This is a genomic window from Candidatus Phytoplasma pruni, assembly GCF_001277135.1.
Classification (GTDB): domain Bacteria; phylum Bacillota_I; class Bacilli_A; order Acholeplasmatales; family Acholeplasmataceae; genus Phytoplasma; species Phytoplasma pruni.
The window spans coordinates 1-18,119 of record NZ_LHCF01000005.1 but is presented as its reverse complement, the minus strand read 5'-3'; the positions used below and the strand labels follow the sequence as shown (position 1 = coordinate 18,119).

At 27.0% G+C, this 18,119-nt stretch carries 17 protein-coding genes, 1 tRNA gene and 1 pseudogene; 3 read left to right on the top strand and 16 right to left on the bottom strand.

Features of this window, described 5'->3' with window-relative positions; translation table 11 throughout:
• Positions 1 to 56: 56 nt before the first annotated feature.
• The 11 genes and pseudogenes from CPX_RS01225 to CPX_RS01180 form a co-directional block, all read right to left on the bottom strand.
• Positions 57 to 956 carry a deoxyribonuclease IV gene (locus CPX_RS01225; RefSeq protein WP_053521427.1) on the bottom strand — a complete coding sequence of 300 codons (900 nt, stop codon included), beginning with the start codon at positions 954 to 956 and terminating at the stop codon, positions 57 to 59.
• Positions 940 to 2,212: pseudogene (locus CPX_RS03580) on the bottom strand (DEAD/DEAH box helicase). The gene CPX_RS01225 and the pseudogene CPX_RS03580 overlap by 17 nt, the downstream one beginning before the upstream one ends.
• Before the next feature lie 108 nt (positions 2,213 to 2,320).
• Positions 2,321 to 2,524, bottom strand: a complete 204-nt coding sequence (locus tag CPX_RS03085; protein WP_053521414.1) for a hypothetical protein — start codon at positions 2,522 to 2,524, stop codon at positions 2,321 to 2,323.
• A 143-nt stretch (positions 2,525 to 2,667) separates the two neighbouring features.
• Entirely contained in the window at positions 2,668 to 3,117 is a 450-nt protein-coding gene (locus tag CPX_RS01210) for a transcription antitermination protein NusB (protein ID WP_053521413.1), read from the bottom strand.
• Entirely contained in the window at positions 3,114 to 3,734 is a 621-nt protein-coding gene (locus CPX_RS01205; RefSeq protein WP_053521412.1) for a superoxide dismutase, read from the bottom strand. The genes CPX_RS01210 and CPX_RS01205 overlap by 4 nt, the downstream gene beginning before the upstream one ends.
• A gap of 355 nt (positions 3,735 to 4,089) precedes the next feature.
• Entirely contained in the window at positions 4,090 to 4,359 is a 270-nt protein-coding gene (locus tag CPX_RS01200) for a hypothetical protein (RefSeq protein WP_053521411.1), read from the bottom strand.
• A 41-nt stretch (positions 4,360 to 4,400) separates the two neighbouring features.
• On the bottom strand, positions 4,401 to 5,741 hold the full coding sequence (locus CPX_RS01195) for an FAD-dependent oxidoreductase (protein ID WP_053521410.1): 1,341 nt from the start codon (positions 5,739 to 5,741) through the stop codon (positions 4,401 to 4,403).
• Positions 5,742 to 5,953: 212 nt separating this feature from the next.
• Entirely contained in the window at positions 5,954 to 9,847 is a 3,894-nt protein-coding gene (locus tag CPX_RS01190; protein ID WP_235443198.1) for a PolC-type DNA polymerase III, read from the bottom strand.
• Positions 9,835 to 10,794, bottom strand: a complete 960-nt coding sequence (locus tag CPX_RS03240; protein ID WP_235443197.1) for a hypothetical protein — start codon at positions 10,792 to 10,794, stop codon at positions 9,835 to 9,837. The genes CPX_RS01190 and CPX_RS03240 overlap by 13 nt, the downstream gene beginning before the upstream one ends.
• Before the next feature lie 100 nt (positions 10,795 to 10,894).
• Positions 10,895 to 10,981 (bottom strand) — tRNA-Leu (locus CPX_RS01185).
• Between the two features lie 262 nt (positions 10,982 to 11,243).
• The gene (locus CPX_RS01180) at positions 11,244 to 12,080 is read right to left on the bottom strand and encodes a hypothetical protein (RefSeq protein ID WP_053521409.1); all 837 of its coding nucleotides are present in this window, start codon (positions 12,078 to 12,080) and stop codon (positions 11,244 to 11,246) included.
• A 534-nt stretch (positions 12,081 to 12,614) separates the two neighbouring features.
• Here CPX_RS01180 and CPX_RS03235 point away from each other — a divergent pair.
• Positions 12,615 to 13,034 (top strand): hypothetical protein, encoded by a 420-nt coding sequence (locus tag CPX_RS03235; protein ID WP_235443196.1) that lies wholly within the window; start codon positions 12,615 to 12,617, stop codon positions 13,032 to 13,034.
• Positions 13,012 to 13,860 (top strand): hypothetical protein, encoded by an 849-nt coding sequence (locus tag CPX_RS01175; RefSeq protein ID WP_235443195.1) that lies wholly within the window; start codon positions 13,012 to 13,014, stop codon positions 13,858 to 13,860. Before CPX_RS03235 ends, CPX_RS01175 begins: the two co-directional genes overlap by 23 nt.
• Positions 13,861 to 13,921: 61 nt before the next feature.
• Here CPX_RS01175 and CPX_RS01170 read toward each other — a convergent pair whose 3' ends face one another.
• On the bottom strand, positions 13,922 to 14,251 hold the full coding sequence (locus CPX_RS01170; protein ID WP_053521408.1) for a hypothetical protein: 330 nt from the start codon (positions 14,249 to 14,251) through the stop codon (positions 13,922 to 13,924).
• 97 nt (positions 14,252 to 14,348) lie between these two features.
• Here CPX_RS01170 and CPX_RS02990 point away from each other — a divergent pair, with 97 nt between their 5' ends.
• Positions 14,349 to 14,549, top strand: coding sequence for a hypothetical protein (locus tag CPX_RS02990; protein ID WP_152907379.1), 201 nt, complete (start codon positions 14,349 to 14,351; stop codon positions 14,547 to 14,549).
• Positions 14,550 to 14,665: 116 nt separating this feature from the next.
• Here the strand turns inward: CPX_RS02990 and CPX_RS01165 are convergent, their stop codons facing one another.
• The 4 genes from CPX_RS01165 to CPX_RS01150 form a co-directional block, all read right to left on the bottom strand.
• Positions 14,666 to 15,391, bottom strand: coding sequence for an MATE family efflux transporter (locus tag CPX_RS01165; protein ID WP_053521407.1), 726 nt, complete (start codon positions 15,389 to 15,391; stop codon positions 14,666 to 14,668).
• A 508-nt stretch (positions 15,392 to 15,899) separates the two neighbouring features.
• Positions 15,900 to 16,124: a hypothetical protein gene (locus CPX_RS01160; protein ID WP_053521406.1), complete on the bottom strand. Its 225-nt coding sequence runs from the start codon at positions 16,122 to 16,124 to the stop codon at positions 15,900 to 15,902.
• Between the two features lie 91 nt (positions 16,125 to 16,215).
• Positions 16,216 to 17,196 (bottom strand): tryptophan--tRNA ligase, encoded by a 981-nt coding sequence (gene trpS / locus CPX_RS01155; RefSeq protein WP_053521405.1) that lies wholly within the window; start codon positions 17,194 to 17,196, stop codon positions 16,216 to 16,218.
• Between the two features lie 150 nt (positions 17,197 to 17,346).
• A partial coding sequence (locus CPX_RS01150) for a hypothetical protein (RefSeq protein ID WP_235443194.1) occupies positions 17,347 to 18,119 on the bottom strand: 773 nt, incomplete at its 5' end.

Sequence of the window (18,119 nt, the reverse complement as noted above, 5' to 3'; positions counted from 1 at the left end):
TGTGTTTTTACATAGCTTTTTCATTTCTCTCATTTCTTTATCGTCTAATGAGTCTTTTATATTTTTTTAAACCTTTTCTTCAAAACTTTTTTCAAATTAGGGTTAAAGGTTTTTTCTTTAATCATTTTTATTTCTTCTTTATAAGGGGCGAAACCATTAATAAAAGGGGTTTCTAATATTTTTGGTAAAGATAAAAAAGAAGGATGATAAATAATATTAATTAAAGCTTCAAAACCGATATTTCCGTAACCAATATTTTCATGACGATCTTTTCGACTACCTAAAACATTTTTAGAATCGTTAATATGAAAAACAGATAAATATTGTTGACCCACAATAGAATCGAATTTTTCCATCACTAATTCAAAGTTATTTTTAATATCATAACCAGAATCAAAAACATGACAAGTATCAAAACAGACAGAAATTCTTTTTTCATCTTTAATCAAAATAATAATATCTTTTAAATCTTGAAAAGAAGCGCCTATTTCGTTTCCTTTACCGGCCATAGTTTCTAAAGCTATCCCCACCTTTAAATCAGCAGTATTTTTAAAAATTTGGTTGATGCCTGAAGCGATAAATTCTATCGCTTCTCTTTTGTTTTTATTCATGTTATTGCCAGGATGAAGTACCATTCGAACAATTTTCATTTGTTCAAATCTATATAATTCTTTCGTTAAAAAATCAATCGCGAAAGTTCTTTTCGCTAAAGAAGGGTTGGCTAAATTAACAATATAAGGTGCGTGACCTACTAAATCATTAGGGTCTAAATTATGTTGTTTCATTTGTTCGAAAGTTTCTAATAAGTTAGCATTTTTCAAATCAGATCTAATAGTGTTTTGTGGCGCTCCAGTATAAATCATAAAAGTATTAGCGTCAAAAGATAAACTTTTTTGTAAAGAGTCTAAATACATTAAAGGTTTTTTAAAAGGGACATGACTACCTATTTTTATCATTTTTTTTATCTCTTCTTTTGGAAAAATGAGGGTTATTTTTTTTACCATTTTTATTAGGAAAACTCATTTTATCATTTTTTTTATAAAAATTGTATTTATTGTAGGAAAGATTAATTTTATTATTAGAAGTTTGTTTCTTAGGACGAACTTCTTTTTTAACTTCTTCTTGGAAACCTGTTTTAGTTAAAGTAATATTATGAAAAACAATATCATTAAGTTTTTTAATTTTATCCAAGGAAGTTTTATCTTTCTCGTTATAAATCACTAAAACGTTACCGTCTTTGCCCATTCTACCTGTACGACCGCTACGGTGTTGGAAAAACTCTAAATTACGGCTCGGCAAATCATAATGAATTACCCAAGTAATATCTAAGTCTAGCCCTCTAGCGGTTAAATCACTAGAAATAATATATTGATATTTCATTTTTTTAATTTCAGCCATATGTTGTTTTCTTTGTTTAACTGATAAATCAGAAGAAAAGTTTAAAACATTTAAATTAGCTTCTTTTAAGCCTTCATAAACCATAAATTGGTCTTTTTTATGAGAAACAAAAATTAAGGCTAAAAAGGGGTTTAAAGTTTTAGAAAAATGAACCAAATTATTGATTCTTTTATCAGAAGAACTTTCTAAAGCGTAATATTTTAAATTTATTTTTTGTTCTGAATTAACATCTAAAAATAAAGATTTGCCGAAATATTTATTAATGAAAGGTTTCATAGCGGGTGTGATAGAAGCAGAAAATAATAATATTTTAGGTCGCCATTTAACCAATAAAGGATCTAACCAATTTAAAGATTCTTGATCAAATAACATATCCGCTTCATCTAACACTAAATAAGCAGCTTTAAAAATATTTAATTTGTTTAAAGTTTGGGTATATTCGCTTAACTTACTTAAAGTAGTGATCACCACAGGAGGTTGTTTTTTTTTCCAAACTAGAGAGTATTTTTTGTTTATCCATTCCACCGTAAAAAATCTTTACTTTAGAATTTTGTTTTTCAATTTCTTTTAACATATTAAAAACTTGAAAAACAAGCTCATTAGTAGGAACAACTATCACCGCTTGAATCATGTTTTTATTCCAGTCTATTTTGCTTAAAATAGGCAATAAATAAGCGTGTGTTTTACCTGTTCCTGTAGGAGCGATCCCTACTAAGTTAAAAGGTTTATCAAACTCCTCAAAAAATTTTTTTTGTATCGGAGTAATAGTTTTAAATTTTAATAATTTTAATTTGTCTTGAAGATAGGTCTGCATTATTTCAACCCTTTCTTTTGTAATAACATAAATATTTTCCGTCTTTAAACCAACGAAAATAAAAAAATAAAATAAAAAGTATTTTTTTAGTGTTTTTCCTTTAAAATATTAATAAATAGATCTTTTTGAGGGATCTAAATAAACAATGAAGAAAAGAGAATTCCATGAAAAAAAACAATAAAAAAAATCCGCCAAAACTAAAAAAAATAATAAAACACCAATAGTAATGAAAAAAACTAAATTGTTTACTGTTACTAATTTAGTAATTTTTCTAGCTATCTTAGTTTTTTCATTGGTTCCTATTTTAGCCATTTATAGCTTTTTGAAAAGTTAAGGATGGCTTTGAATCTGTTAAGAACAAAAACCATTCAGAACCAAAAGAAAACATATTTTTTTAAGACAACTCTTCTTTTTTAAAAAAAATTAACATAAGACATAAAAAACGAGCTTTTATTTTAAAAGCTCTTTTTATAGGTATTGCTGTCAAGGTATTCATAAATAAGTTGCAAAAGCTTATTGTTGAACTTATATTGTTTATTATTGTTTAAAGAAGAATATTCTTTAGTTAATTCAATCGCTTCGTTAATAATAATTCTATGAGACAGTTTTTTTTCCATTAATTCGAAAGTAGCTAAACGAATAATAGCTTTATCAACTTTATTCAATCTATCTAAAGTATAATCGTATAAGTTTTTTTGAATAATATTATCGATTAAAACAATATTATTAATTAATTGTTCCACAAGAACGATCTTTTCGTTAACATTAGGGTTTTTGACTTGAAGTTCATTGTGATAAAAATCATATTGATATAAATTATTAATGATTTTGACCCTTAGTTCTTTCATCTTTTTAGGAAACATATATATTTGGTGGTAATGCAAATTAGTTTGTGGATTTATCATTGTTTTTTCAACAAAGCTTCTTCTAAATTTTTAGCCACTTGTTGCCAATTAACGACATTATAAAAAGCTTCTATGTAATCTGGGCGACGATTTTGATAATGCAAATAATAAGCATGTTCCCAAACATCTATCCCTAAAAGAGGATAGCCTAAATTTAAAACCGTATCTTGGTTAGCTGTACTAACTACTTCTAATTTCTGATGGTGGTTTAAAATTAACCAAGCCCAACCACTACCAAAAACAGTTTTTGCTTTTAAAGCTATTTGGTCTTTTAAATTTTCGACACTCTGATAATCACGTTCGATCCATTCTTTTAATTTACCAATAGGTTGAGCACCATTATTAACTTGTAAAATTTGCCAAAAAAAGGAATGATTATAATGTCCGCCGCCGTTATTTCTAACAGCCGTCCTTGCTTCTTCAGGTACTAAAGATAAATCTTTTAATAAAACCTCTAAATCAGCGTTAATTTGTGGATATTTTTCTAAAACAATATTTAAGTTGTTGACATAAGCTTGATGATGTTTTTGATGATGTATTTCCATTGTTTTAGTATCAATGAAAGGTTCTAAAACGTCGTAATCATAAGGTAATTGAGGTAATTGATATTTTTTCATAATCTTAATCCAAATTCTCCTTTTTTAAATTGACCAATTTCTTGGTAAAGATTTAGTTGACTTTTAAATGATATCATAATAAAAGATTCTTCATTAAACATTATAACACTTTTATAAATACTAAAAAGGGGTAATTAAGAAATTTTGGAGTTTCTTTCGATAAAAAGGTTTAAAGTTAGTTTAAAACCTTTCTAAGATCAATAAAAAGAGGTTTTTCCAAAAAATGATGTTAAAACAACTTATAAAGAAACTTTGGACTAACTTAATAATTATCAATAATAACAATAATTTATTAATTTAGCCCAAAGTTATCTTTCAACCGCTTATTTTATCTGTTGAAAAAACTTTCTTTTTCTTATTTAGTAAAAAATTGTTTATCTACTTCGTTGATCGCGATTAACCAATGATGCAACATTTCGTGATACAAATTAAAGCTTGGTTCGTTAGTGTTAGTTTGAAAACCAATTTGGTTCTTAATTTGATTACTAACAATATCTATCCTTTTTTTAGTTAAAAAAGACGGTTCGTTAGTTTGAGCTTTTTTATAAAACAAAGCTCCTCCTAAACTGCCTATTAAAAAAATTAATAAGTAAAGAAAAATCTTTTTAAAAAAGATAAAAAACATATATTTTGTTAGTTTCTTTCTAGTTGAGGTTATTACGGATATTATTTAATTTCTAAAGATTTCAAGCCCGCTAGGTTTAACAAACTCCAAGGTTTGTTGAAATGAGGGTGGAAAAAGAAATCTACAAACGCTAATTCATCAATAGTCATATTTTTTTGAATACATACGCTTAAAGTATTCATTTTTTCTGTTAAGTCAGCTTTAGATAAAATCTGTCCGCCTAAGATATTACGTGTTTTTTTATCAAAAACTACTTTTAATAAAGCTGATTCGTAATCCGGCATAAATTCAGGTCTGTTAGCGTCTCTGATCGTTACAGCAGCATAATTTAAACCTAATAATTTAGCCATATTTTCAGTTAAACCAGTAGAAGAGATGTTTAAATCATAGATTTTAATACCACTAGTACCTTGAGTGCCTAAATATTTATGTTTATTTTCTGTAATGTTCATTCCTATTAAAGTTCCCATTCTAACAGCGTTAGTCGCTAAAGGAATATATTTAGATTCTTGTGTCGGGTTATAATAAATATTAACACAGTCGCCACAAGCATAAACATCTGAATTAGAAGTTTGCAAGTATTCATTAACTACTAAAGCGCCATTAGGAGACGTTTTTAATCCATGGCTCACTAATTTAGTGTTCGGAATGAAACTAATACACATAATAACCATTTCTGTTTCAAAAACTTCTTTATCGGTGTGTACGTGAGTAATTAACCCATTAGAAGTTTCTAATTTAGAAACTCTTTGTCCTAAAGCCAATTTAACGTTATTTTTAGTAAAAGCGTCTTGAGCTAAATCAGTAAATTCTTTATCTAAGTATTTAGACATGATTCTTTCTTCCGCATCAATCAACACTACTTCTTTACCTTGATGAGAGAAAGATTCCGCTAATTCAACACCAATATAACCAGCACCCACAACAGTAATTTTTTTCACGCCAGTAGCGTATTCAATAATTTCGTTGGCGTGGGCAAAGTTTTTGGATAATAATAAATTTTTAGAATCCATTCCGTCTAAGCGAGGAATAACTGGCCAAGAACCAGTAGATAACACTAACTTATCAAAACGATCCACAAACTCTTCGTTAGTTTTTAAGTTTTTAACAACGATTTCTTTTTTATCAAAATCCACTTTTAAAACTTCGTGTTCTAAATTGACATTAGCGCCCATTTGTGTTAATTCATCTGGGTTGGAATAAAATAACCCTCTTCTATCTTGAACAACTCCGCCAATATATAAAGCTATTCCGCAAGAAAGGAAGGAAACTGTATCGTTTCTCTCATAAACAGTTACATCAACATCGCTATAATTTTTTTTAATGGTTTTAACCGCAGCAGTTCCTGAATGAGTACACCCTATAACAATAACTTTTAACATGAAAAACCTACCTTATAATTATTTTTATTGAAAACCACACCTTAATTTATTTTACATCGTTTATTGCTTCCTAAAAAATCTTGAACAACAAAAATAAATAACATTTAAAAAACTTTTACATAATAATTATATCATAATAAAAATATATTCAAATATTATATAATCTATCATTATTATAACATATTTTGGTTTTAAATCTAAACTTAAATCATTTATTCTTCTGGTAATCTTTCGATTATCATTTCGTCTTTAAACTTTTTCAAAATAGTTTTATTAATTTTCACTCTTTTGACAAAATCATCTTGAGTGAATAATTTTTCTTTACGGTTCATCACAATGTTATCCGCCGCTACTTGCCCTAAACCATCAATAGCCACAAAAGGCATTCTTAAAGCTTTATCATTTTCAATCACAAATTCGTTTGCTTCTGATTTATTCAAATCAATCGGTAAAAATTGATAACCTAATTGGACCATTTCATAAGCATTTTTTAAAGTGTTAATGCGGCTTTGTTCTTTCGCGGTTAATTCGTTTTTAACGGTTTTTTTCATAGTGATTTGTCCATCATCAGGATTTTTATCCGCTTGTCTCAATTCTTTCTCAATTTCGGGTGCTGTTTTTAACATGACATTATAATCGAATTGATCGGCTCTTTTGGAGAAATAACCACTATAAAACAATAAAGGATGATTGACTTTAAACCAAGCGATTCTCATCGCCATTAAAACATAAGCCGCAGCATGTGCTTTCGGAAAAAGGTATTTTATTTTGGTTAAAGATTTTAAATACCATTGCGGTATTGTAGCTTCTACGGGAGAGATTAATTTTTCCCATTCTTGGGGATGAGTATGAGGCTTGCCTTTGCGGACAAACTCCATGATATCAAAAGCTTGTAAAGCATCAACACCTTTTTCGATTAAAGTATTCATAATTTCATCACGACAAGCGATCACTTCGTCAAAAGAAATTTTTTTCTTGATATCTTCTTGAAAATCACCTTTACCCGCTAAAATATCTTTCGCATTTTGAGTCCAAACATTCGTTCCGTGCGATAAACCTGATACTTTCACTAAAGTAGAGAAATTAAAAGTTTTTTTCTCTTTGTCATAAATATCTTTTAACATCGCGATAACGAAATTAGTACCAAATTCAGGCACAGCGATAGAGGTTTTGTTCTTTTCTTTATTAGCGAATAATTCGTATACTTTAATATCATCTAACGGAATATCTTGATAACGATCAAACGGGAATAAAGAAGGATTTTTTTTCACATAATCCATGAAAAATTTAATTAACATTGGATCATCATGACCTAAAATATCCATTTTAAATAAATTATTTTCAAAAGAATGGTAATCAAAATGAGTCGTTTTCCATTTGGATTCCGTATCGTCAGCAGGATACTGAACTGGCGTAATTTCATAGATTTTATGCCCTTTGGGAACTACTACGATTCCTCCTGGGTGTTGACCTGTTGAACGTTTCACGCCTTCAATCATCGTGGACCTGCGGCTAATTTCCGAAACACGTATTTCCTCATCAAAACCTTTATCTTTGACAAAACCTTTTACATAACCATAAGCGTTTCTTTTAGCTACCGTTTGGATGGTGCCGGCTCTAAAAACGTGTTCTTCCCCTAATAACTCTTTAATATAATCATGGGCTTTACTTTGATAATCTCCTGCGAAATTTAAATCGATATCTGGGGTTTTATTACCTTCAAAACCTAAAAAGGTTTCAAAAGGAATATCTTGTCCGTTTTTACTAAAATTGACATTACATTGGAAACATTTTTTATCCGGTAAATCATATCCAGAATAAGTATGTTCTAAAATATCATAATCATTAGGATCATCTTTTTTAAGGTATTTTTGGTATAAAGGCTTTTGTTTCTCTTCTTCGGTCATTTTCATCACGGTGTATTGACATTTGGGACAACGATAATGCGGTCTTAAAGGATTTACTTCCGTAATTTCTAACACATTAGCAATAATAGAAGAACCGATCGAACCACGAGAACCTACTGAATAACCATCTTCCATTGATTTTTTAACTAATAAATAAGATAAATAATAAATAGGAGTAATGTTTTGGTTAGCGTCTTTTTGGTTATCATCTCCTAAAATACTTTTCAACTCTTTATCAATTCTTTCTTGAATTAAAGGGTGCACTATTTGGCCATATAAAGCTTCAATACGAGTCGTAATTAAAACCTTCATTTCTTGCTTAATACTAGGAACCTTTAAATTTTGGGCGAAAGTATCATCTTGCAGAGAAAACAACTGTTGGGGGGAAATTTGAATTTTATCAATTTGTTGGTTCAATAAATGCGGATTATTAATGACTAAATCTTTTCTCAATAATTCATCTTCAATAAAACTAAAAGCATCCAACATTTCTTGAGTGGTTAATAAATGGTTATCAGGTAAATTTTCAGAGCTAAATTTAGATAATTTATGTAAACCGCCGCCAATTAATTTAGCGTTAATATATATTTCACGATAAATTTTTTCATACTGATGCAGGTAATGAACATCTCCTGTCGCAATAATTATTTTACCTTGTTTTCTCGCTTCGTTAATGATTTTTAACAAAGTATTTTGCACGATAGACAGAGCGTTAATCTCTGGATCATCGCCACCTAAGTCATAAATCACATGTTTATAGGTGTTTAGCGGTTGAACTTCGATATAATCATAAAAAGCGATCGCTTCTGCTAAATCTTGTTCACTATTGTTTAAAGCTGTCTCAAAGACATTACTATCAAAACAACCGCTACCGACTAATAAACCTTCACGATGTTGGTTTAATTTAGATTTCAATAAACGGGGTTTTTTATAAAAATCTTGCGTTAAAGCGTCACTAATTAAATAAAATAAATCTTGGTAACCGGTTTGGTTTTTCGCTAAAACATTCACATGATAAGATCTTTCAAACAAAGTATCAGCTGTCCCTTTTAAATCATAAAAAGTCAGCACTTCTCGTTCTTCTAATTTTTTCATCATTTCAATATAAACCAAAGCGGTAGTTTCGGAATCATATAAAGCTCTATGACTATGACCTTCTAAAGTTGGTTTAGCTTTAAAAACTTTCGCCAATCTTTTTAAAGAAAAAAACTTTAAAAATTGTTTGAAATATTTTTGCGATAAAGGCATAGTATCTATCACAGGTTGAGGTTCATAAGAAAGACCTAATCTTTTCACGTTTTCCAATAAGAAATCCATATCAAAAGAGGCGTTATGAGCGATTAAAGTATAACCTTTAGCAAAATCTAAAAACTGCGGCAAAATTGCATCAATAGTGGGTTTGCCCTCTAAATCTTGGTTCGTAATTTGAGTAATCTCTTCAATTCTTGGGTTTAATTTGGTTTGTGGATCTACTAATTCATCAAACATTTCTTCTGTGATTTTGCCATTTTCAATCCTCACAGCCGATATTTCAATAATTTTATCTCTTATTTTAGAAAAACCTGTTGTTTCTAAATCAAAAACAACGTATTTATGGTTTTTTAAGATAAAATCAGGAAATTGGGGGTATTGTTCTTGGTTAGTGATATAAAGGGGTTTTTCCGCAATAAAATCGAATTCAGCCCCTAAAATAGGTTTTATTTTTTTACCACGCAGATGTTTTTCTATTTCTGGAAAAGCATAAACTCCGTTATGATCGGTAAAAGCAAGCGCTTCATGACCCCATTTTTCAGCTATATCAAGATAATCTTTCACACTCGTTACCGCGTCTAAATTAGACATTTTCGTATGGAGGTGAAATTCAATTCTTTTTTTATCTGGATAATCATCTTGTCTTTGGTACATCAAAGGCACATTATCTAGAATTTGATATTTAGGAGTCCCATTTTTAGGAGTAAAATTAAAATAGTATTCTTGGTTTTTAGCGTTAAAATCAACAAAAGTTTCTATTTCTACTAAAACACCTTCTTGAAAATCTTTTTGAATTTGAGAGTAAAAAGTGTTAGTTTGACCTTTATAACTTTGGTTAAAAAAACTTTTATATTCGATAGAATCTTGTTTGGTTTCGGGGTCTAATAAAAAAAACTTAATTAAAACGCTTTGGTTATTTTTAATAGGTGATTCGGTCACTTGTTGCACATAACCTTTAACCCTAAATGCGGGATTATTTTTTTAAAGGTTTTTAAATCGCTGTTTTTAACCGGAATATCTTTAAAAGAAATTAAAGGTAACCCGTTATGATCCCATTGTTGCTGTCTTTTTTCAGCCATTACATCACCTTTATTACGGAATTGGTAAAAACATTGGTGTTCTTCTTCAAATAATTTTTGCAAACTTGGCAGAAGATCCAGTTGAGTAAGAGTATTTTTTAAATAAGGAGGGAAATCAAACTCACAAGTTTTATTCTCTACATCAATCAAAGGCGTTTGATCCAAAATCTTATATATTTCGTTTTCCTGCTTTTGAGCGATAATATTAATTAAATTAATTTTAAATTTTTCTTCAGAAGTTAATTCGTCCTTATCTAGATTATTAAAACCACCTATAGTAGGTTTTTTTAACTCTGATAGAACTAAAAGATCTGGATATTCCGTTATAAATTCTAAATCTATGCCATAACGGTGGATAAAAAAAGTGTTTAATTCCTTTAAAATATCAGTTCGATGGAAATATTTTAAAAGAATCGGATTTAAGCGAAAGACGGCTTTTTTCTCTTCCCAAGAGATAGTCGGCGTAGAATTTAAAAGATCTAAAAAAGACTCGTTGGCTTCTGTTTTTTTCTTTTGCAAAATATATTGGAATTGTTTTTCCCAGACTTTTTCATCTTTTAAATAGTTAAAATGGTGGAATTCATAACGCACATGACAAGACATGTTTTTCACGCTTTCTTCAGTATGAACTTTAATAAATTCTTGTAAATGTTTACGGAATTCATCTAAAAGCGCAGCTTCAGAAGGGAATTCTTCCGCGGTCACAAAAAAGGTCCAACTAATGTGGGACGGATCTACCAATACTTCTTGTAATTGAAATTGTTGTAATTCTGGTTTTTTTAAGGTTTGGAGAAATTCTTCGAACTTATGAGACATTTTTTTACTCTTTTTAGTTTTAAATTTTAAAATCAGTGGGAGATATAAAAAGAAAAACACATGAATTTCATGTGAGCATAAGGAATAAATATTATTTTTTTGGTACTGATGATCGGACTTGAACCGATATGAGTTTAACCTCGTTTGATTTTGAGTCAAATGCGTCTGCCAATTTCGCCACACCAGCATACATTCTAATTATAACATAATTAAAAATATTCTTAATCTTTTTTGCAAAAAGTTCTTTTTCTTAAAAGAGGCAATTTGCTTATTAATTGATAATATATATTCAATTAGAAACTTTTTAGGGTTCTTTAATAATTTTAAAATAAAAAGATTGATTTGTCAATGTTTTTTTAAAAAAAGAGAGTCTCTAAAAGAGGCTCTCTTTTTCAAGATAATTCACACAGCGAGTTTTAATTATTCTTCTTCTTTTTATAAAAAATATTTTATTCGTGATATCTATACATCCTACAAACGGCATTATTACGTTCGCGTTTTCTTATTCTTTGTCCTGTTTGGTTGTATTCGTATGTATTTTCTAATAAATTAAAATTTTTCTTTGGTTTGGTGCAAATGCCTTTTTTATTATAAGTCGCCATGCCTTGGTAAAATTTTTTAATTTTTTGCCCTTTTTCGTTATATTGGTAACTGTAAGTGATAGTATAAGCTTGATCTGTTTGCCAGAAATAAAAGTCTGTTTTTTTAGCTAATTGACCTTTTTGGTTATATTCAAACTCTTTTTTAACCACTTTATTGTGATCTAAAAGACGCACTAATTGATTTTTATCGTTATAATGATAAGTAAAAACATCTAATTCCTTAGCATCACCATATTTATCACCATATCTTTTAATCAATTGACCTTGATCGTTATATTCATAAAAATAATTGTTTAAACCGGCTTTATATTTTTTTCTCATTAAAAGACCTTGATCGTTATATTTATAAAACGCTAACATAACGTTATATTTATCTGTCTTCATAACAGGTTTATTTAACATAATATTGGGTTGATAAACATCATTTTCTACTTCTTGTTCTAAGTTGGCTTGGTAAACTGTTTGACAAAGAGGTTGAAGAAGATTAGATTTTTTAGAAGGTTTTTTCTTACGAGAAAAAGCTTGTCCTTTCTGTTGAACAGTTAAGGAAGAGGGAGAAACTGGAGGAGAAAAGATATTAATATTTGTTCTAATAAGGCAATATAATCCTAAACAGACGCACGAAAGAAAAACACTTTTACGAAATAAGAAAGAAAATATTTTTTTAGGAATCGACATTTTCATTCATGATTTACTTTTTCTAATGGAATTTTTTTGGCCTAAGCCATCTTTTATTGTAATGAAAAAAACTTTTTTTAATGAATGAAATGAATGATAAAAACAAAAAAGAAAAAATTTTTCAAAAAGGGAGGTTTTTCTTTGAATTTCCATTTAATTCTAAAGACGTTTTTTATAAGAATCTTTCTTTATAAAAGATACCTTTTTTAGGTCTTTTTTTATAAATAAAGCAGATTTTATACTTTTTATAAGATTTTCACTATTGAGAAATGCTTTTATCTGTTATAATAAAAATAGATTTGTAAATATTTTATTCATTACAAAATCAAGATTATATAATAATAGAAAGGTAAAGATAAACAAGGAGATTTCTCAGTCTACCTTTAAATATAAATTATTATTCATATTTTTTTGTTTTGTTTGTTAACTTTTATCAAAAAATATTTTTTTGATAAACTAATTCTTTTCTTTTTCAATTATATTTTTTTCCACCTTATTTTTAAAAACCAACTGATAATAATAGAAAGGTAATAAAAATATATGAAGGGCGATGATTCCCAATCTTCCTTGAAATATAAATTATTATTATTAATGTTTTTGGTTATTCTTTGCTTTTTAGTAATTTTATTTTGTTATCAACAATATAATAAAAGCACTATTAACGATGCTGCCAAAACAAAACCATTAATAAAACCATTAATAAAAAACAAAGTAGATACTTTAAAAATAACTTTCCCTCAAAAAGATAATGTCTTTATCGAAATAGAACCAACCACTTATAGAGTTATTAGAATGCAATTATCTGAAGGAAACATTTTTCAATTTGATCAAAATAACAAGTTAATCCAACCTTATGAGGATACAAATCCTTTATTAGACCCTAATAAAACTACTCAAAGTTTTAGTTCAGAAAGTGTTCTTGCTAGTGAGTCTTTTTTTGAAAAAAAACGGTATTATTAGTTTCATAATTGACGTTAAAACTAAAACTCTCCAAGAATTAACTATTTACGAAAAGAAAAAGAAAAACGTCATTAATTACGATATTAAAAGCGGTCAAGTTTTAACTAAAACCATCTTTTTTGATAAAAATAATTTTATTGAATACGATTTAAAGAAAAATAAAATACAAAAGATTTCTTTTCAAAAAGAAGGGAAAGGGGCTTTTATAGTTCATGTCAATGAAAAAAACGAAGTCATTCATCAAAATGATCCTGCTTATGTGAAAGAAATAACAGAAGACAACTTCAAGAGTAAAACCATATCATCTACATTTTTTCCCACTAAAGAAAAAGATCCTCTCTTAAAAGAAGAAATTGAATGCGAAATAAATCCGAACAACAATAAATTACAAAAATTCATTAACCCTGTGGAAACTATTACCTTAGACGAAGAAACAGGTTCAGAATTAAAAAGAGATTTTTTTTGTAATAAAAATTATGGTCAAATTACTATTGAAAGAAATATAAAAAATAATGCTATTTCCTCTATTAGTACTATTATGTCTGATCCATTCGATTTAGAAGAAAATGATAAACTCTTTAGTTGGACATTAGATCAACAAAATAAATTAATATTCAAGGATCAAAAAAAAGAAACAAAATTAAAATCTCGTGATAGCGAAGAAACCAAATGGATTTTTGAATTACCTTGTGAAAAAAACTTTATGATAGATCCTAAAACAAGAAGCATTCTTTCTTCGCAAAATTTAATGGAACAAAGAAACATAAAGCTGGATTATAGTTATCACTCTTCTTTGGAAAATGTGTTTTTATTCACTATTTTTTAAAAAAATAAATAAAAAAACACCCTTATAAAGGATGTTTTTTTGTCAAAAATAAATTATTTAATTAATAAATTATTTTTAAATTTTTGTTTTTGTTAAAGTAATAAACTACTCCAACTGCTGCAACTACAAAAGCTATACCAACTGAAACCAAAAGTACAACGCTTTTGTACCAAGGTTTGTCAGATGTTGCTGCTTTAACTGTATATTTTACAGTAGCTGTGCCTGCGTAAACTTTGCTGTTTGCATCAGCTGAAACTGTAACTTGTTTGTTAGCTGCGTCAACTTTTACTGTTACTTCGTCCATATTAAGATTTGAATATTGCTTTTGAACTGCTGCTTTAGCTGTTTCATCTGTTAATTCAGCAGCTTGCTCACCTAAATCGTCTTTCACTACTGTATTAACTTCTACTAGAGTGTATTCTTGAATTGTTAATGTTTTTGGTTCTGGTTGTTTTTCTGTTTTTTTTGTAGTTTTGTCTTCTTGCGTTTTGTCTTGGTCGTCTACTGCTTTTTCAGCAGCTTCTATAACTTTGCCCTCATTTGCTCCATCTAAATTAGAAGCTTGTTCAGCTGCTTCTTTGAATTGTTGTGTTAATATTGGTTTCTTGTCATTAACTGCTTTTTGTATAGCTTGTTTAATAGCTTTAGCTACCCAACCCTCTTTTTTTCTTTGTCTTTACTCAACATGAAGTCTAAAACAACTTTTTCAACTTTTGATTCTTTGTTTTCTGCTTCATTGAATTTTGCAGCTTGTTTGTTAGCTACTTCTTTTAAAGCTTCCTACCAAAATTAAAATACATTTTTTTTAATTTTGGTATAATATTTTTAAAAATTTTTCTTCAATCTTTGGTTTTTTATATATTGAAAAGAAAAAAACTATTGTTATGCTGAAAATAACTATATTATTTAATAATAAAGACATTCCTAACAATTGATGAGAAGAAAAATGTTTAAAAGAATTTAAAATCAAGAACACAAAACCAATTAAAAACATTTTTAAAAAATTTAAAAATAAAACACTATAAATTCTTTTATAAGATAATAAAAAACTCATTATTAAAAGATTAAAAACACTTATTAAAGAAGAGAAGAAGTCAAAATATATTAAAGTTTTAAAAATAACTCTAATTTCCTCAATGTTATTATTATTTTTGTTTTTATTTAAAAAATTAAAAATACTTTCCCATTGGAAAAAAATAAATAACAAAGTCATAAAAGCGATAATAATAACGAATGTAAGAGTCTTTTTTAAAATTTGAAAAGTCTCATGAAAATTATTTTTTTCAATATTTTTATTAACTAAAAAAGATTGTTTTTCTTCAAAAGAAATTTCTATATTATAAATTATACCGATAAAGAAACTAACCAAACTATAAGTAGCGACCGTTATTATTCCATCAGTAGTTTTATTAATGATAGAAAAATTAAGAATAACTTTAGTTAAAATATTACTAATTCTAATAGAAAAAATAGATAAAAACAGTTGAAATAATTTTTTTAAAAAATTTTTATCAAAAGAAGCTTTTTTCAAATTAATTCTAAAAAGTATTTTTTTTATTAAAAATAATAAAAAGAGAAATCACAGTTAATAAAAAATCAGATATTAAAGTAGAAAGAGAAACATAAAAGACATATTTTTTTAAAGCTTCTTTAGACGAAAGTTCTCCATCAGGTGTAATACAAACACAAAGAAAATAAGAAATAAATATTTTTTAGAAAAAAATTAAATAAATTTAAAAAAAAACTTTAGAATTATGTTTTTGAATTCTTTCAAAACCTAAAATAATCATATTAATGGTGACAAAAAATAAAGAAGATAAAGAAAGCAAAAAATAACTTTTTCCGTATTCATTTTCAATAAAGTCTTCATTAATATTTAATAATTTTAAAAAAGGTAGCTCTGAAATGTATGAAAAAACTTAAAACAAAAATTACAAAGAAAAAAAGAAAATAACTAAAAAAAAATTAGATAATTTATGCATTTTTTTCAAAATTTTTTTAAACTATATTCCCTGGCTATTAAAGAAATTCCGGCAATGCTAATGGAAAAAACAAAAATAAAAATTATTTTTTTTAGCTCCATTAATTTGCGAAAACATACTTATTTCTTTTAAACCAAATTTATTTTTTAAGAAAAATAAATCAATATTATTAGAAATATTGTTAAAAACTAAATAAATCATCATAGGAAAAGAAGAAAATAAAATAATTTTCCATATGTTTGTTTCTTTCATTTTTTGTGTTTTTTTTTCTAAATCATTCATTTAAAAAAATACCCCCTACCTTCTGAAGGTATAAGATTTTTTAAAAATTTTTATTATTACCATCCAATACCTAATTTTTTCTTAACTTTTTTTATTTTTTTTCTGCAATAAAACTGGAGTTTTTTGCTCCTTTTTCAAAAATTTCATATAAAATAGAGTTTTTATTATAAAAAGAAAATTTCTTTTGAATTTCATCAATTGTCTTCACCACTACATCGGAAACTTTTTCTTTTAAAATTTGATAAGAAGAATTTAAAAAATATTTTTCAGTTTCTTCCATTGATAAATCTTTTAAAGCTGAATAAATGGTTAAAAGGTTTGAAATTCCTGGTTTTTTTTCTATATCATAATAAATTTTTTTATCCGAATCGGTTACAGATCTCATAATTTTTTGTCTAATAACTTTCAATTCTTCTGAAATAAAAATACAACCTTTATCATTTTGCGGATCCAATTGAAAACTTTTGCTCATTTTTTTAGTTGGTTCGGTCAAAGATTTAATTGTATGACCCATTTTTAAAAATTCAGGAATAACAAAAGTTTCTCCGTACAAACTATTAAAACGATCAGCTAAATCGCGAGTCAATTCTAAATGTTGTTTTTGATCTTGACCAACCGGAACCACATTAGCGTCATAAAGTAAAATATCTGAAGCCATTAAAAGAGGATAAGTATAATAAGAAGTTCTTATGTTTTGACTAGAATTATTTTTTTTCTGTTCTTTAAATTGGATCATTCGGTTTAATTCGCCTAAATAAGAATTAGACTCCATTATATAACTCAAATAAGTATGTTGAACAACTTCTGATTGAACAAATAAATTAACCTGAGAAGGTTCTAAACCTGAAGCTAAATAAAGAGCCGCGATATTTTTAATTCTTTTTTTTAATAATGTTGGTTCTTGAAATTTTGTTAAAGCATGTAAATCAGCAATAAAAACATAAAGATCATATTCTTGATTAAATTTTTTTTGAAAATTAACTAACGGTTTAACGACTCCTAAATAATTACCTAAAGTTAAATCTCCAGTTGGCTTTATTCCCGTCACTAATCTTTTTTTTGCAATTGACATTTTTATCAACCTTTTTTTTAAATTTAATTATTTTTTTAATCGTATATAATTATATTACCTTTTAAAAAGCTTTTTTTATCATTAAATTTATTCTTAAAATATAGAGCAAAGAAAAAAAGAAAAGAAAAGAAAAAAGTTAAAATCAGTATTCTAAAAAAAAACAGCTGTTTTTCCTCCAATATTTCTCATATCGAATAATGGTTCGCCAAATAATTTATTAATTTCTTTGCCTTTATAAAAATGCTGTTTATGACATTGAATATTAGGATAAGGAAAAAAACATTTATTTCCTCCTTTTTCACAATTACGATAACCTTTATTAGGAGAGAATAACAACAAATAATAAAAAGAGAGAAATAAAATAGGGTGAATAAAAGTTAAAAATATTTTTCTAAAATTATTAAAATTAACTGGAACAAAAAAGAAAAAAAGAACGAAATAAGAAAAAGGTATTAAAAAGTGTTGTGAAATACTTAAAGCGCACCAAATTCTATCTTCTAAATTATTATTTCTTATAATTTGAACAAAATCACTGCTTTCAGGCATCCAAATCGGATGAAGGAAAAGATTGTAAATAAAAAAAGTTAATAAAGCGTCTACCATAATAATAATTATCAATAAAGAATGAATTTTTTTATTTTTAATTTTAAGTAAAAAAGATAATAAAATTAATAAAACAGCAATATTCATTTGAAAAGTAAAATATTTTAAATATCTAAAAAAAACTTCTTTACAAAAAAAAATTCCCTTTTCTTTTTTAGAAAAAATAAAAAAAGTTGTTATATCTGACAATATTGTAAATAAAGTTATAAATAAAACAAAATAAAATAATTTTTTCCCTTTAGGGTTTTTTAACATATTTAAAAAATTAAGTTTCTTTTTTTCTATTAATTGATTAGTATTCATTTTGTTTTTTAAATTAT